Annotated in this window: 12 protein-coding genes; 10 read left to right on the top strand and 2 right to left on the bottom strand. The window is 65.1% G+C overall.

What is annotated here, in order from left to right; all coding sequences use genetic code 11:
- Window positions 1-4 precede the first annotated feature (4 nt).
- A complete protein-coding gene (locus tag KLP42_RS16485; RefSeq protein ID WP_215568045.1) occupies window positions 5-1,843 on the bottom strand; it encodes an extracellular solute-binding protein in 1,839 nt (612 codons plus the stop codon).
- 218 nt (window positions 1,844-2,061) lie between these two features.
- Here KLP42_RS16485 and mepA point away from each other — a divergent pair, with 218 nt between their 5' ends.
- The 10 genes from mepA (at window position 2,062) to KLP42_RS16535 (ending at window position 11,335) form a co-directional block, all read left to right on the top strand.
- A complete protein-coding gene (gene mepA / locus KLP42_RS16490) occupies window positions 2,062-3,078 on the top strand; it encodes a penicillin-insensitive murein endopeptidase (protein WP_215568046.1) in 1,017 nt (338 codons plus the stop codon).
- A gap of 144 nt (window positions 3,079-3,222) precedes the next feature.
- Complete coding sequence (locus KLP42_RS16495) at window positions 3,223-3,597, top strand: methylglyoxal synthase (protein WP_215568047.1); 375 nt, start codon at window positions 3,223-3,225, stop codon at window positions 3,595-3,597.
- 75 nt (window positions 3,598-3,672) lie between these two features.
- Complete coding sequence (locus tag KLP42_RS16500; RefSeq protein WP_215568048.1) at window positions 3,673-4,695, top strand: glucokinase; 1,023 nt, start codon at window positions 3,673-3,675, stop codon at window positions 4,693-4,695.
- A gap of 136 nt (window positions 4,696-4,831) precedes the next feature.
- Window positions 4,832-6,616: an ABC transporter ATP-binding protein gene (locus KLP42_RS16505; protein ID WP_215568049.1), complete on the top strand. Its 1,785-nt coding sequence runs from the start codon at window positions 4,832-4,834 to the stop codon at window positions 6,614-6,616.
- Between the two features lie 63 nt (window positions 6,617-6,679).
- Window positions 6,680-7,501: a 4-hydroxy-tetrahydrodipicolinate reductase gene (gene dapB / locus KLP42_RS16510; protein ID WP_215568050.1), complete on the top strand. Its 822-nt coding sequence runs from the start codon at window positions 6,680-6,682 to the stop codon at window positions 7,499-7,501.
- A 27-nt stretch (window positions 7,502-7,528) separates the two neighbouring features.
- Complete coding sequence (locus KLP42_RS16515) at window positions 7,529-8,164, top strand: 2,3-bisphosphoglycerate-dependent phosphoglycerate mutase (protein ID WP_215568051.1); 636 nt, start codon at window positions 7,529-7,531, stop codon at window positions 8,162-8,164.
- Between the two features lie 322 nt (window positions 8,165-8,486).
- Window positions 8,487-9,200, top strand: coding sequence for a DUF1045 domain-containing protein (locus tag KLP42_RS16520; RefSeq protein WP_215568052.1), 714 nt, complete (start codon window positions 8,487-8,489; stop codon window positions 9,198-9,200).
- Window positions 9,197-10,336 carry an alpha-D-ribose 1-methylphosphonate 5-triphosphate diphosphatase gene (locus KLP42_RS16525; protein WP_215568053.1) on the top strand — a complete coding sequence of 380 codons (1,140 nt, stop codon included), beginning with the start codon at window positions 9,197-9,199 and terminating at the stop codon, window positions 10,334-10,336. Before KLP42_RS16520 ends, KLP42_RS16525 begins: the two co-directional genes overlap by 4 nt.
- Window positions 10,336-10,944, top strand: coding sequence for a phosphonate metabolism protein/1,5-bisphosphokinase (PRPP-forming) PhnN (gene phnN / locus KLP42_RS16530; protein ID WP_215568160.1), 609 nt, complete (start codon window positions 10,336-10,338; stop codon window positions 10,942-10,944). The genes KLP42_RS16525 and phnN overlap by 1 nt, the downstream gene beginning before the upstream one ends.
- 97 nt (window positions 10,945-11,041) lie before the next feature.
- Window positions 11,042-11,335: a hypothetical protein gene (locus tag KLP42_RS16535; RefSeq protein ID WP_215568054.1), complete on the top strand. Its 294-nt coding sequence runs from the start codon at window positions 11,042-11,044 to the stop codon at window positions 11,333-11,335.
- Window positions 11,336-11,426: 91 nt separating this feature from the next.
- Here the strand turns inward: KLP42_RS16535 and polA are convergent, their stop codons facing one another.
- On the bottom strand, window positions 11,427-14,417 hold the full coding sequence (gene polA / locus KLP42_RS16540) for a DNA polymerase I (protein ID WP_215568055.1): 2,991 nt from the start codon (window positions 14,415-14,417) through the stop codon (window positions 11,427-11,429).
- Window positions 14,418-14,474: the final 57 nt, after the last annotated feature.

A 14,474-nucleotide genomic window follows, 5' to 3' on the forward strand; every position in this document is an offset into this window, starting at 1 on the left:
CAGTTCATTGCGCATCCTTGGCCCACCAGAGCGCGGGAAAGCCGATGCCGTATTCCGGAAGCGGCTCCGGATGGGCGAGCTTTGTCCAGTAGGCGATCTTCGTTTCGCCGGAATAGAACATCGGGATGACGAAGTGATTGGCGAGCAGCACCCGGTCCAGCGCATGCACCGCCGCCACCTGATCTTCCCGCGTCGGCGCCTGGATGATGAGGCGGATCAGCGCATCCACGGCAGGATCGGCAATGCCGCCATAATTCATCGAACCCGGCTGGCTGGCGGCGGCCGATCCCCAGTAGACGAGCTGATCGTTGCCGGGGTCCATCGTCTGGGCCCAGACGCCGAAGATCATGTCGAAGTCGAAATTGCGCACCCGGTTGACATATTGCGAGGAATCCACCGTGCGGATGCTGGCGTCGATGCCGATCTTCTTGAGGCTCGCCACATAGGGCAGCACGGTGCGCTCCATCGACGGACTGCTCAGAAGGATCTCGAAACGCATCGGCTGGCCGGTCTTGACGTTGACCATGCGGTTGCCCTTGAGCTCCCAGCCCGCCTCCTTGAACAAGGCGATCGCCTTGCGCAGGTTGTCGCGCACCTTCTGCGGATCGCCGTTCACCGGATTCGCATAGGGTTCGGTGAAGACGCGGGCCGGCACCTTGTCCTTCAGTCCGTTCAGGATCTCCAGTTCCTTGCCCTGCGGCAGGCCGGAGGATGCAAGATCGGTGCCCCAGAAGAAACTGTCGACGCGCTTCAGCCCGCCATAGGCGAGGTTCTTGTTCAGGTCCTCGAAATCATAGGCATAGTTCAGCGCCTCGCGCACGCGCGCATCCTTGAACTGGTCCCGCCTGAGGTTCGGCACATAGGCCTGCATCACGCCGCGGGCGCGGAATTCGTTGCGCAGAGCCTCGCGCTTGATGCGACCATCCTTCACCGCATCGAAGTCGTAACGCGTTGCCCAGCGGCTCGAACTGGTCTCCTGCCGGTAGTCGATGTTGCCCGCCCTGAAGGCTTCGAATTCCACGTCGCTGTCAGCAAAATAGGTATAGCTGATCACTCGAAAATTGTTCTGGCCGACATTGATCGGCAGGTCCTTGCCCCAGTAATCGTCACGCAACTCGTAGCGGATGGTGGAGCCCGCCTGGAAGGAGGCGATCCGGTAGGGGCCGGAGCCCAGCGGCGGCTCGAGGCTGGCCTTGGAAATGTCGCGCGGCTTGCCCTCTGCATCCTTGGCCTCGTACCAGTGCTTCGGCAGGATGGGAAACTCGCCGACGATGGCCGGCAGCTCCTTGTTGTTCTTTTCATCGAAGCGGAAGGTCACCTCCCGCTCGCCGGTCTTCTCCGCCGCGGTGACGTGGCGGTAGTAATTGGCGAGCAGATTGCTGTTGGCCTTGGCGCTCTCGAAGCTGAACACCACGTCTTCCGGCGTCACGGGCGCGCCATCCGCCCATTTCGCTTGCGCGCGCAGGCGGAAGGTGACGGAGGAGCGGTCGTCCGGCCAGGTCATGGCCTCCGCCAGCAGGCCATAGCGCACGCCGATCTCGTCCTCGGAGGAGGTGAGCAGCGTATCGAAGATCAGGGTCGTGCCGGAGGCCGGATTGCCCTTGTCCACCAGCGGGTTGAAGTTGTCATAGGTGCCTTCGTCGGCAAGCCTGAGCTCGCCCTGCTTCGGCGCCTTGGCATTGACATAGGGAAGCTGCTGGAAATCCGGCGGCAGCCTGGGCGGCTCCAGTGTGCCGATCGCATGATGCCAGGTCTGCTCCTCGGCAGCGGCAGCCATGGGCACAAGCGCCGCCGCGGCACAGGCAAGAACAAGACATGTCTTCCGGATGCGCGCCAAGAGCATTCAAAGACCCCTTTCTTTTTCGTTGTTGGCAGGAAGCATAAGGCAAAGCTCGCGAGAGTACAGCCTGCCGGCCCTCACAAGCTTTTGACGAGCAGGCGGGGCGAACGCCATGTTCGCGCCACCGTCATCGGTTGAGGATTCACCATCGGCCCAAATCAGTCTAAAATCGGGCCAGAACCGGCGGACCGTCTCCGCTGCCGCGACAATGCCAGGACCCGATGCCGATTTTCTCCACCTCATTGCCCCGCATGGCCACCGCCACGCTCCTGGTTGCCTCGCTGGCGCTGCCCTCCGCCGCCTTTGCCGATCAGGAGGCCAAGAAGGCCTTCGGTGCGGTTTCCGCCCCGAGTGGCGGCACACCCACGCCGATCGGCTCCTATGCCAAGGGCTGCATTTCCGGGGCCGTGGCGCTCGGCGACGACGGGCCGCACTGGCAGGCCATGCGTCTGTCACGCAACCGCCACTGGGGCATGCCGCAGACTGTGGCCCTGCTGGAGCGGCTGTCGGAGGATGCGGCGCGCATCGGCTGGGGCAATGGCATCCTCGTCGGCGACATGTCGCAGCCGCGTGGCGGACCGATGGCCTTCGGGCACGCCTCGCACCAGATCGGGCTCGATGTGGATGTCTGGTTCACGCCGATGCCGGAACAGCGGCTGACACGCCAGCAGCGGGAAACGCTGCCCTTCACCTCGATGCTGGACAAGAGCCGGTTCCTGACCGTCGACAGCCGCAAGTTCACGCCGACCGCCGCGCGGCTCGTGATGACAGCGGCGAGCTATCCGCAGGTGGAGCGCATCTTCGTCAATCCGGCGATCAAGAAGAAGCTATGCGAAAGCTGGACAGGCGACCGCGCGCTGCTCGGCAAGGTGCGGCCGATGTATGGCCATGACGAGCATTTTCACATCCGCCTGACCTGCCCGCCCGGCCTTGCCAGTTGCAAGGCGCAGGCGCCGGTGGCGGCCGGCGATGGCTGCGACAAGTCGCTCGCCTGGTGGTTCACCGACGAACCGTGGGCCAAGCCCGACCCGAAGAAGAAGCCGCCGGCACCGCCGCGGCCTGTGATGGTCTCGGATCTGCCGCGTGCCTGCGCCGCGCTGCTGTCGGCACCGGCCGCAGCCGGGCTTGCCCCGAGAGCCGCCGTGGCGCCCGTACCGGGTGCGCCGGTGGCCGATGATGCGGACGGCCCCGCCCCGTCTGCCGACATTCCCATGCCGCGCGCAAGGCCACTGGAATAGCGCGTGGCACCGCCTTGCGGCAGAGGCGCGACAGCCATGGCTGATGCGGCCGATGATCGGCATATAAATCGTTTTAAACCCTTTTCTTGCGCCCCCTGTTCGGTATAGAAACCGGCCTTGAGAGGAACATCCAAGGATAGGCCCGTGGCGGACAGACCCTGCATCGCACTCATCGCGCATGACCAGAAGAAGGACGAGATGGCCGCCTTTGCCAAGCAGCACGAGGCAGCCCTGTCGGGGTTCCGCATCGTGGCGACCGGCACGACCGGCGGGCGCGTGCTGGAAGCGGCGCCGGGTCTCGACGTGACGCGGCTGAAGAGCGGTCCGCTTGGCGGCGACCAGCAGATCGGCGCGATGATCGCCACCGGCGAAGTGTCGATGCTCATTTTCTTCACCGATCCGCTGACGCCGCTGCCGCATGACGTGGACGTCAAGGCGCTGACGCGCCTCGCCACCGTCTACGACATTCCGATGGCCCTCAACCGCGCCACGGCGGAAAAGCTGATCGATTTCCAGTAAGACCACCGCTAAAACCGCGGGTGAAACCTTGGCGCGAGCGGGCCGATGAGCGGCCGCAACTACGGAACCTTTGTGATGGCAAGAACGCTGGACACTGACAAGCCCGCCTTTCCGATCCTGATCGGCGACATCGGCGGCACCAATGCGCGGTTCTGGATCCTGACGGACGCCTTCGCCGAGCCGCTGCAGTTTCCCAACATCCGCACCGCCGACTTCCCGACGATCGAGGACGCCATCCAGAAGGATGTGCTGGACAAGACGTCGATCCAGCCGCGCTCGGCGATCCTGGCCATTGCCGGGCCGATCGAGGGCGACGAAATTCCGCTCACCAATTGCGACTGGGTCGTCCGGCCGAAGATCCTGATCGGCGATCTCGGCTTCGGCGACGTGCTGGTGATCAACGATTTCGAGGCACAGGCGCTGGCGGTTGCCACGCTGCCGGAAGAGGCGCGCGAAACGGTCGGCACCGTCTCCTCCGCCCCGCTGGCTTCCCGCGTGGTGTTGGGACCAGGCACCGGGCTGGGCGTTGCCGGCCTGGTCCATGCCCGCGACATGTGGTTTCCGGTGCCCGGCGAAGGCGGCCATGTCGATCTCGGCCCACGGACGGCCCGTGACGAGCAGGTGTTCCCGCATGTGGAACGCATCGAGGGCCGCGTTTCGGCCGAGCAGATCCTCTGCGGCCGCGGCCTGGTGAACCTCTATCGCGCCGTCTGTGCCGCCGACGGGGTGGAGCCCGCCTTTTCCGTACCGGCAGACATTACCGCGCATGGATTGTCCGGCGAAAACGCCCAGGCGGCCGAAACGCTGGTGCTGTTCGTCACCTATCTCGGCCGCGTGGCCGGCGACATGGCGCTGGTGATGATGGCCAAGGGCGGCGTCTATCTGGCCGGCGGCATTTCGCAGAAGATCGTGCCGGCCCTCAAGCGCCCTGAATTCCGCGCCGCCTTCGAGGACAAGGCACCGCACACGGCCCTGATGCGGCATATCCCGACCTTCGTGGTGACCCATCCGCAGGCAGCACTGGCAGGCCTTGCCTCCTTTGCCCGCACCCCCGGCCATTTCGGCATCTCGACCGACGGGCGTCGCTGGCGCGGCTGAGCCAGACGGCACCCGCCAAGGCGCGAATGCAACAGGAACCCGGAATCGCGGGCGGGTGCTAGCCAAGCATGTCGCGACTGGTTAAGACCGCGTCGCGGACGAAAATATTGCCGCGTTCTATGATGGGACCATCCTGTTGGAAGCAGCCGAAGCAGCAAACAAGCGCAACGCACACCTCGATTCCAGCACGCTGACCAGCGTGCTGAAACGCATCATCGCCGAAAATGGCCGTGAACATGTGCGTGGCTACATCTTCGCCATCATCTGTCTCGTGGTCGTTGCGCTCTCCACCGCCTTTACCGCCTGGATCATGGAATCGGTGGTCAACGAGGCCTTCGCCAACAAGCGGGCCGATCTCGTCTGGGTCATCTGCGGCGCAATCTTCATCGCCTTCGTGCTGCGCGGTCTTGCCACCTATGGACAGGCGGTGACGCTGTCGAAGATTGGCAACAACATCGTCGCGCAGTACCAGAAGCGGCTCTACACCCATCTGATGAAACTGTCGGTCGGCTTCTACAGCGAATCGCGCTCGGCCCATCTCGCCGCCCAGATCAGCCAGAACGTCAACGGCATCCGCGACGTGCTGAACCTCACCGTCACCTCGACCGCGCGCGACTTCCTGACGCTGATCGCCCTCATCTTCGTGATGGTCAGCAAGGACCCGGTGCTGTCGCTGATCGTGTTCGGCGTCGCACCGCCGCTGCTCTATGCGCTACGCTATGTCTCGAAGCGCCTGCGCAGCGCCACCCGCGAGTCGGTGGAACTGAACAGCCACGTCGTCGGCGCCATGCAGGAAACCATCCAGGGCATCTCCATCGTCAAGGCCTTCACGATGGAAGAGGAGTTGAGCCGCAAGGTGAACGGCATCATCAACGCCTCGGAAAACCGGGCGAACCGCATCGCCCGCCTGACGGAGCGCACCTCGCCGCTGACCGAAACCTTTGCCGGCCTGTCCATCTCCAGCGTCGTCGGCTATGCCGCCTTCCGCTCCATTTATGACGGCGTGCCGCCCGGTGCCTTCTTCGCCTTCGTTGCCGCCCTGCTGATGGCCTATGATCCGGCCCGCCGCCTTGCCAAGCTGCAGGTGCAGATGGAGCGCGCGGTGGTGAATGCCCGCATGATCTACGCCCTTCTCGACCTGCAGCCGCAGCAGCGCGAGCGCCCCGGCGCGCCGGACCTCGCGGTGAGCGAGGCCAAGGTCGAACTGAAGGGCGTCACCTTCCGCTACGGCGAAGGCGATGCAATCCTGAAGCAGGTGGACATCGTGGCCGAAGGAGGACAGACGACGGCACTGGTCGGGCCTTCCGGCGCCGGCAAGTCGACCATCATTTCCCTCATTCCGCGCTTCTACGATCCGGCCGAGGGCGCCATTCTTATCGACGGCCAGGACATTGCGCAGGTGACGAAGGCGTCGCTGCGCCGCCACCTCGCCTATGTCTCGCAGCAGCCCTATCTGTTCGAGGGCACCATTCGCGACAACATCCGCTACGGGCGCCCGGAAGCCAGCGATGCCGAGGTCGAGGAGGCCGCGCGGCTGGCCCATGCCCATGATTTTATCATCGCCCAGCCGCAGGGCTACGACACCCCCGTCGGCGAAAACGGCGTGACGCTGTCCGGCGGCCAGCGCCAGCGGCTGTCGATCGCCCGCGCTCTGGTACGCCAGGCGCCGATCCTGCTGCTCGACGAGGCGACATCCGCGCTGGACAACGAATCGGAAGCGGCGGTGCAGAAGGCGCTGGAAACCGCGATGAAGGGCCGTACCGTCGTCGTCGTCGCCCATCGCCTCTCCACCATCGTCAAGGCCGACAAGATCGTGGTGATGGCCGAGGGCCGCGTGGTGGAAGAAGGCAACCACGAGAGCCTTGCGCGTCGCCCGGACGGGCTTTACGCTCGCCTCAACAATCTCCAGACCCCCGTCTGACGAGGGTCTTTCGCACGCCGTTCCGATCAGACATTTCGCAAGGACATGGAGCCGTAATTCCGCATGAGCGAGCATGACATGAAGCTGGTGGTCGTGGGCGCCGCCGGACGGATGGGCCAGACCATCATCCGCGTCATCAGGGAAACGCCGGGCGTCGTGTTGCATGCCGCCATCGAGCGGGAGGGCTCCGCCTTCATCGGCAGGGATGCCGGAGAGCTGGCAGGAGCAGGAACGCTGGGTGTGCCGGTGACGAGCGATCCGCTGCAGGCCTTCCTGCATGCCGATGGCGTGATCGACTTCACCTCGCCGGCCGGCACGGTGGAATTTGCCGGGCTCGCCGCCCAGGCCCGCATCGTGCATGTCATCGGCACCACGGGCTGCAGCGAGGCGGACGAGGCAAGCATTGCCGCCGCCGCCCGCCATGCGCGCATCGTCAAGTCCGGCAACATGAGTCTCGGGGTCAACCTGCTCGGCGTGCTGGTGGAACAGGCGGCGAAGGCCCTGCCTGCTGCCGGCTGGGATATCGAGATCCTCGAAATGCACCACAAGCACAAGGTGGATGCCCCCTCCGGCACGGCACTCCTGTTGGGCGAAGCCGCCGCCCTGGGTCGCGGCATCGATCTGAAATCGCAGTCGGTGCGCGTGCGCGACGGCCATACCGGTGCGCGTCCGACCGGATCGATCGGCTTTGCCACGCTGCGCGGCGGCTCCGTCGTCGGCGAGCATTCGGCGATCTTTGCCGGTGAGGGCGAACTTGTCACCCTTTCCCACTCCGCGCTCGACCGCTCGATCTTTGCCCGCGGCGCGGTGGCCGCCGCTCTCTGGGCGCGTCATCAGAAGCCCGGCCTGTTTTCCATGCTCGACGTGCTCGGGCTGTCCCATTGATCCCTTGATCCCTTACTGGAGGCATACATGAGCGGAACCCTCGTCCTCGTTCGCCACGGGCAGAGCGACTGGAACCTGAAGAACCTTTTCACCGGCTGGAAGGATCCGGAACTGACCGAGCTCGGCGTCAAGGAAGCCGAGACCGGCGGCCAGGCGCTGGCCGATTACGGCATCAAGTTCGACATCGCCTTCACCTCGGCGCTGAAGCGCGCGCAGGAAACCTGCCGCATCGTGCTGGAGAAGGTCGGTCAGCCCGATCTGGAAACCGTTCGCGACCAGGCCCTCAACGAGCGTGACTATGGCGACCTCTCCGGCCTCAACAAGGACGATGCACGCGAAAAGTGGGGCGAGGAGCAGGTGCATATCTGGCGCCGCTCCTATGACGTGCCGCCGCCCGGCGGGGAATCGCTGCGCGATACCGGCGCCCGCGTCTGGCCCTATTTCATGACGGAGATCCTGCCGCGCGTGCTCCGGGGCGAAACGGTTCTGGTGGCCGCCCACGGCAATTCGCTGCGCTCGCTGGTGATGGTGCTCGACCGGTTGTCGAAGGAAGAGATCCTGAAGCTCAACCTCGCGACCGGCGTGCCGATGGTCTACAAGCTGAACGCCGATTCGACCGTCGCGTCCAAGGACGTTCTGGGCGACATGTCCGGCGCCCACTGAGCGCCTTCGCCGCAATCCGCTTCAGGGCGCTGCCGGCCTCCGGCGGCGCCTTTTTCAATGGAGGATCAGGCAGCGTCAGCGCCCGTACCAGTAGGCGCTGATCAGGCCGCTGGCGGTGAGCACCGAGAGGAAGGTACCGATGAGGATGCCGGGTTCCATGCGAATTCTCCCGTGGTGTATCTTGTCTCGCGCCCTCAATGCATGAGCGGCACAAAGGGTTGCACGAAACCGTTCGGAGAATGTCGGCGCTTGACATCGTTGCGTCATGGCTTTCGGCTAGAGGGCTTCTTCTTGTCACCAGCCACGGGTGAGTCTCCCTCTCATGCGCCATGCCGTCTATTTCGCTCCGCCCCAGGATGATCCGCTGAACCGTGCCGCCGCCCTCTGGCTGGGCCGCGATGCCTTTTCGCAAGACGGCATCACGCCGCCCGCCGATGCCGGCCTTCCGCTTGAGGAATGGCAGGCGCTGACGGCGGAACCGCGCCGCTATGGCTTCCATGCCACGCTGAAGGCGCCCTTTTCGCTCAGGGCCGGCAAAACGGCGGACGAGTTGGCCGACGCCTTCGATGCCTTCTGCAGGACGACCCCGGCCGTGACGATCCCCAAGCTGTGCCTGGCGGAGATCGGTCCTTTCTTCGCGCTGGTGCCGGACGGAGATTCGCAGGCGGTCGACGACCTCTGCGCCGCGATCACCCGCGTCTTCGAACCGTTCCGCGCACCGCTTTCGCCGGAGGATATGGCCAGACGCCGGCCGGAGCGGCTGACGGAGCGCCAGCGGGCCCATCTTGATGCCTGGGGCTATCCTTACGTGTTCGAGGAATTCCGCTTTCACATGACGCTGACTGGCCCGGTGCCGGAAGAGGCGCGCCCGCGCCTGCGCGCACTGCTCGAAGCCCGTTTCTCCGCCTTCACCGAACGCCCGCTTGCCATTGCCCATCTCGGCCTCTTCGTGGAGCCGGAACGGGGCGCCCCCTTCCATATTGACCGACATGCCCCCCTTGGCGGCACGCCGAACGCCGAAAGGAACCTCGCATGAGCCAGGAACTTGTCCTGAAGAACGCCCGCATCGTCCTCGAAGACAGCATTGTCGAAGGCGCCGTCCAGATCGTTGGCGGACAGATCGCCGACATTTCGGAAGGGGTGCTGGCCATCGGCGAGGATCTCGACGGCGATTTCCTCATTCCCGGCCTTGTCGAACTGCACACCGACCATCTGGAACAGCATTATTCGCCGCGCCCCGGCGTGCGCTGGGATACGACCGCCGCCATCCAAGCACATGATGCGCAGATCGCCACCTCCGGCATCACCACGGTCTTCGACTGCCTGCGTCTCGGCTCCGACGAGGACAGCGGCTTTCCGCGCGGCGAGATGCGACGGCTTGCCGATGCGATCGAGGCGGCCGAGACGGCGGGCCGGCTGCGGGCCGAGCACCTGATCCACCTGCGCTGCGAGGTGCCCTGCGCCGACGTGATCGACCAGTTTTCCGATTTCGAGGGCGACCCGCGCGTGCGGCTCGCCTCGCTGATGGACCACGCTCCCGGGCAGCGCCAGTTTCAGTCGCTGGAGCAGTACATTTTCTTCTACAAGAAGAAGCGCGGCATGACGGACGAGGCCTTCGAGGCCTTCATGAAGCTGAGGATGGAGGCTTCCGACCGCTATTCGGCCCGCCATCGCGACCAGCTGGCGGCACGCTGCGCCGAGCTTGGCATCACCGTGGCAAGCCATGACGACGCAACGCTCGCACATGTGGAGGAAGCCAGGGGCCATGGCGTGCGGCTGGCGGAGTTTCCGACCAGCCTGGAGGCGGCGCGCGCCTCGCATGCGGCGGGCATGAGCGTGCTGATGGGTGCGCCGAACGTGGTGCGCGGCAAGTCGCATTCCGGCAACATCGCCGCCCGCGATCTCGCCGATCTCGGCGTGCTCGACGTTCTCTCCTCCGACTACGTACCGCTCAGCCTGCTGCATGCGCCCTTCATCCTGGCCGACAGCATCGAGAGCCTCTCTTTGCCCCAGGCCATTGCCATGGTGAGCGCGACCCCTGCCCGCACGGTCGGCCTTTCCGACCGCGGCCGTATCGCACCGGGCTTGCGCGCCGATCTGGTGCGGGTCCATCGCATGGAAGGCGTGCCCGTCAGCCGCTCGGTCTGGCGCGCAGGACGGCGGGTGGCGTGATGGACAGGACCCTGCAGCCGCCGGCTCCCGAAGCCCCTGCCAGTCCGGCCGAAGGCGGCACAATGGCCGTCGTGGTCGGGCCGAGCGGCGCCGGCAAGGACACGCTGATGGCCTTTGCCGCAGCCCATTTTCGCGGCGAGCCGCGCCTTCGCTTCGTGCGCCGCTGCATCACCCGCCCGGCCGATGCCGGCGGCGAGGATCACGAGGGGATGAGCCCCGAGGCCTTCGCGGCGATGGAGCAGGCCGGCGGCTTTGCCGTATCCTGGACGGCGCACGGGCTGCATTACGGCATTCCACGCCGCACGCAGGAGGAGCTTGCCGCCGGCATGGTGCTGGTCGCCAACGGGTCCCGCTCCGCGCTGCCGCACTTCCGCGCGGCCTACAGGAACCTGCTGGTGATCAACATCACCGCCCGCCCGGAGATCCTGGCCGAGCGTCTGGAGGCGCGCGGCAGAGAAACACGGGACGATATTCTGGCTAGATTGCAGCGCGCCGAACTGTCCGTCGTCGGTGATTACCGTGTCCTGACGATCGACAACAGTGACAGCATTGAGCGTGCCGGAAAGAAACTTGTCGATATTCTTGCGGAAATTCTGAAACTTCCATGAAATGACGGAGTAGCGCACCCTTCGCGGAACCGATAGACTTGGCGAGGAGAAACGGTTATTCGCCCTTGCATAGAGTACGGGCATGGAAGGAGACCAGATGCAGCAGGCCACGATCCGGGACATGGCGACAGATGATGCGATTGCGGTGCTGGAGGCACGCTTGGTCGTTCTGGAAATCGTCACCATGTCGGCGCTTGCCATGGTCATGGACACGTCCGATACGGCCGACCGGGCACAAGCCAACAGCCTGATGCAGCTGATCCTCGAGACGGTGGACCATCGGTGCGGCGAACTTGGCTTTTCCCCCAATTGCAAGAGATCGGCGCGCGATTATGCCATGGGCCTGGTCGGCACGGCGCTTGCCTCGCTCTATCCTTCGCGCCCGAACTGAGGCGGGCGCCATTGGCCGTCCCCTGACTTGCCCACTGCGGCTTGCGCCTGACGTGCCGGCGCCCGGGACGGGCCCCGCAGGCCGGCAGTCATCAATGCGCTTCGTCCCAGTTGTGGGCCGCGCGTGCATCCACCTTCAGCGGCACCCGCATGGCCAGCGCCGGCATGGCGGCATGTTCCATGGTGGAGACAATCACGGGCATGGCCGCCTCGATCGCCTCGTCCTCCACCTCGAAGATCAGCTCGTCATGCACCTGCAGCAGCATGCGCACCCGCTCGGCAAGCCCGGCACCGGCCAGCGCCGGCTCGACCTGCACCATGGCCCGGCGGATGATGTCGGCGGCCGAGCCCTGAATGGGTGCGTTGATCGCCGCGCGCTCGTTGAAGGCGCGTACAGACGGGTTCGACGACTTGATCTCCGGATAATGTGCGCGACGCCCGAAGATGGTCTCCACATAGCCATGCTCGCGGGCAAAGGCCTTGGTGCTTTCCATGTAGTCGCGAATGCCGGGGAAGCGTTCGAAATACTTCTTGATGTAATCGCCGGCTTCCGAGCGCTCGATGCCGAGCTGGTTGGCAAGACCGAAGGCGGAAATGCCGTAGATGATGCCGAAATTGATCGCCTTGGCGCGGCGGCGCACCTCCGAAGGCATACCTTCCACCGGCACGCCGAACATTTCCGAGGCGGTCATCGCATGAATGTCGATCCCATCCGCAAAAGCCTGACGCAGCTGCGGAATGTCGGCGACATGCGCGAGAACGCGAAGTTCGATCTGGCTGTAGTCGGCAGAAAGCAGCTTGTGGCCGGGCGTCGCGATGAAGGCGGTGCGGATCTTGCGGCCCTCGGCATTGCGCACCGGAATGTTCTGCAGGTTCGGTTCGGAGGAGGACAGCCGCCCCGTGCTGGTGGAGGCCAGCGAATAGCTGGTGTGCACGCGCTTGGTCTGAGGATGCACATAGGAGGGCAACGCATCCGTATAGGTGCTCTTCAGCTTGGTGAGCTGGCGCCAGTCGACGATCTTGCGTGGCAGTTCGATGCCTTGCGCCGCCAGATCCTCCAGCACCTGCGCGGAGGTGGACCATTGCCCGGTCTTCGTCTTCGAGCCGCCGGGCAGGCCCATCTTGCCGAACAGGATGTCGCCGAGCTGTTTCGGCGAGCCGATATTAAAACGCTCGCCGGCAAGCTGGTAGATCTCGTCCTCGAAGCTTGCGGCCTTCTGTGCCAGTTCGCCGGAGAGGCGGGAGAGGATCTGGCGGTCGATGGTGATGCCGCGCTCTTCCATATGCGCCAGAACCGGCACCAGCGGCCGCTCCAGCCGCTCATAGACGCGGGCGAGACCTTCCGCGACCAGCCGCGGCTTCAGCACCAGCCAGAGCCGCAGCGTCACATCGGCATCTTCCGCCGCATAGGCGGTCGCCCTGTCGATCTCCACCCGATCGAAGGTGACGGCGGATTTTCCGGAGCCTGCCACGTCCTTGTAGGCGATCGGCGTGTGGCCGAGCCAGCGCTCGGAGAGCGCATCCATGCCATGCGCGCCGACACCGGCCTCCAGCACGTAGGAGATCAGCATCGTATCGTCGAAGCCGGCCATGCGGATGCCGTGCCGCTTCATGACGAGATAATCATATTTCAGGTTCTGCGCGACCTTCAGGACGGACGGGTCTTCCAGCAGATCCTTGAGGAGTGCCAGCGCTTCGGCCATCGGCACCTGCCCCTCGACCAGCTTCACACCGTCGCTGAACAGGTCGTCGCCGCCCGCCTTGTGGCCAAGCGGCAGATAGGCGGCGCGGATGGAGGATGAGGCGGGAGAGGCCGCATTGTCCTGAACCGCCAGCGAAATGCCGACCAGATCCGCCTGCATCGGATCGAGCGAGGTGGTTTCCGAATCGAAGGCAACGAAGCCCGTCTCGCGCGCGGCGGCGATCCAGCTTTTCAGCGTGTCCAGATCACGGATCGTGACATAGGCGGCATGATCGATGGGCTTGCCGAGAAAGGCCTCGTGACGGGCGCTCGCAAGGTCTGCGGCACGCGCGCCCTCGGCCTTGTCCGGAACGCTCGTGCCGGCGGCGGCAGAGGCGGCCGGCACGGCGTCGGTCGCCGGCATGTCCGCAGCGCCCGGATCAAGATCCGGACCGCGCGCGGCCGCGCCCCATTCCACCGGCACCTCCGCCGGATCGATTGCGCCGGCATCGCAGTCGCAGGCTTCCGCCACGCGACGCGTCAGCGTTCCGAATTCCATCGCCTTCAGGAAGGCGACCAGCTTCGGCCCGTCCTGCTTTTCGAGCACCAGCGCATCGAGGCCAAGCTCGAGCGGCACATCGGTACGCAGCGCCACCAGCTGGCGCGACAGCCGCGCCAGTTCGGCATTGGCCAGGATGTTCTCGCGTCGCTTGACCTGCTTGATCTCGGAGGCGCGGGCAAGCAGCGTGTCGAGATCGCCGAATTCCTCCAGCAGCTGGGCCGCCGTCTTCGGCCCGATGCCGGGAATGCCCGGCACGTTGTCGACGGAATCGCCGACCATGGCCTGCAGGTCGATCATCTTTTCCGGCGGCACACCCCATTTCTCGATGACATCGGGAATGCCGATCTGCTTGTCCTTCATGCTGTCGTACATGTGGACGTTGGGGGTCACCAGCTGCATCAGATCCTTGTCGGAGGAAATGATGGTGACATCGGCGCCGATCGCCTCGGCCGCCCGCGCATAGGTGGCGATGATGTCATCGGCCTCGAAGCCGTCCGTCTCGATGCAGGGAAGGTTGAAGGCCCGCGTCGCCTGGCGGATCAGGCCGAACTGCGGCACCAGTTCCTCCGGCGGCGCCGAGCGGTTCGCCTTGTATTCCGGATAGAGATCCTTGCGGAAGGTCTTCGATGAATAATCGAAGATCACGGCGAAATGCGTCGGCGTGACGCCCACATGGGTGTCGCGCGCATTGGTGAGCAGCTTCCACAGCATGTTGCAGAAGCCGGACACGGCGCCGACCGGCAGGCCGTCGCTCTTGCGCGTCAGCGGGGGAAGGGCATGGAAGGCGCGGAAGATGAAGCCGGAACCGTCCACGAGGAAGAGATGATCGCCTTTTTTCATGGGCGATGGATAGCGCGATGCAGGCCAAAGGTCCATTGCGGGCAGGCTGCGGCCTCG

This window comes from Rhizobium sp. CSW-27 (genome assembly GCF_018760785.1).
GTDB lineage: Bacteria > Pseudomonadota > Alphaproteobacteria > Rhizobiales > Rhizobiaceae > Neorhizobium.